Source organism: Mycobacterium sp. E2462, from assembly GCF_001672685.1.
Lineage (GTDB): Bacteria > Actinomycetota > Actinomycetes > Mycobacteriales > Mycobacteriaceae > Mycobacterium.
In genome coordinates this window covers 1-1,737 of record NZ_LZKC01000143.1, presented here as the reverse complement: position 1 = coordinate 1,737, position 1,737 = coordinate 1, and the positions used below count along the sequence as shown (strand labels likewise).

The window sequence follows — 1,737 nt, the reverse complement described above, 5'->3', positions numbered from 1 at the left end:
GGGCGCGCTCGAGGACCTGATCCGGGTCTGCGCCGAGCAGGACGTGCGCACCCGGCGCATCGACGTCGACTATGCGTCGCACTCCCCGGAGGTCGAGGCGATCCGCGGCCGGCTCGCCGAGGTGCTGGCCGACATCGAGCCGCGGGCCTCGCGCACCGCCTTTTTCTCCACGGTGACCGGAAACCGAACGGACACCGCCACTTTGGACGCCGACTACTGGTACCGCAACATCCGGCAGCCGGTGGAGTTCGACCAGGCGGTCCGCAGCGCCTGCGCCCAGGGGTATCGGGCGTTCATCGAGTCCAGCCCGCATCCGGCCCTGATCGCCGGCATCGAGGACACCGCCAACGACTGCGGTGACGGCGAAGCGATCGTGGTGCCCACCCTGGGCCGCGACGACGGCGGCCTGGACCGGTTCCTCACCTCCGCCGCGGCGGCCTTCGTCGCCGGTATCGGCGTCGAGTGGCGCGGCGCCCTGCACGGCGGCGCCTACGTCGAGCTGCCCACCTACGCGTTCGACCGGCGCCGGTTCTGGCTGTCCGGCGACGGGGCGGGCGCCGACGCGGCCGGCCTGGGGCTGGCGGCCGGGCAGCACGCGCTGCTGGGCGCGGTGGTGGACCTGCCCGCCTCGGGCGGGGTGGTCCTGACCGGCCGGTTGGCCCCCGGCGCGCAGGCGTGGCTGGCCGACCACGCCGTCTCCCAGACGGTGGTGTTCCCCGGCACGGGATTCGTGGAACTCGCGATCCGCGCCGGCGACGAGGTCGGTTGCCCGGTGGTCGACGAACTGACGTTGCAGGCGCCGCTGATCTTGCCGCCCGGCAATTCCGTTGCGCTGCAGGTTGTTGTGGGCGTCGCCGACGACGCGGGGCGACGCGCGGTGTCGATCTTCTCCCGGCCTGACGGCGACGCGGATTGGGTGTGCCACGCCGAGGGGGCGCTGGGCGCCGGGTCGGGCGGGCCGGCCGCCGACCTCGCCGCTTGGCCGCCGGCCGGGGCGGTCGCGGTGGACTTGACCGACGGCTACGAGCGGCTGGCCGCCGCCGGCTACGGCTATGGCCCGGCGTTCCGCGGCCTCACGGCGGCGTGGGTGCGGGGCGACGAGGTGTTCGCCGAGGCGACGCTGCCCGAGGCGGCCGGTGGGGTCGGCGGTTTCGGCTTGCACCCGGCGCTGCTGGACGCCGCGCTGCACGCCGTGGTGATGGCCACGCCGGCCGGCGCCGAGGTGCTGCTGCCGTTCTCCTGGCAAGGAGTGTCGCTGCACGCGGCCGGAGCGTCGTCGGTGCGGGCGCGGATCGCGCCGACGGGCGCGGCCGGCGGTGGCTCGGTGTCGATCGAGCTTGCCGACGGCCTTGGGCTGCCGGTGCTGTCGGTCGACGCGATGGTCGCGCGCCCGGTCAGCGAGCAGCAGCTGCGGGCGGCCGTCGCCGGGTCCGGCCCGGAGCGGCTGTTCGAGGTGGCCTGGTCGCAAGAATCCGTCCCCGAGGTTGTGGGCGGCGACACACCGCACTACGAGGTGTTCGAATCCGTTGCTGCCGAAGACGATCCGGTGGCGGGTGCGCACGCGCGGACACAGCGGGCGCTGACCGCGGTGCAGTCCTGGCTCACCGAGCGCGACGCGGGCGTGCTGGTGGTGGCGACGCGCGGCGCGGTGGCGTTGCCGGGGGAGGACGTCGCCGATCTGGCGGGCGCGGCGGTGTGGGGGTTGGTGCGCTCGGCGCAGACCGAGCACCCCGGCCG

1 protein-coding gene is annotated in these 1,737 nt (G+C 75.1%); it reads left to right on the top strand.

Going from position 1 to position 1,737, the window contains the following annotated elements:
• The coding region (locus A5714_RS06745; RefSeq protein WP_156747198.1) for an acyltransferase domain-containing protein at nt 1–1,737 on the top strand (1,737 nt) is incomplete at both ends.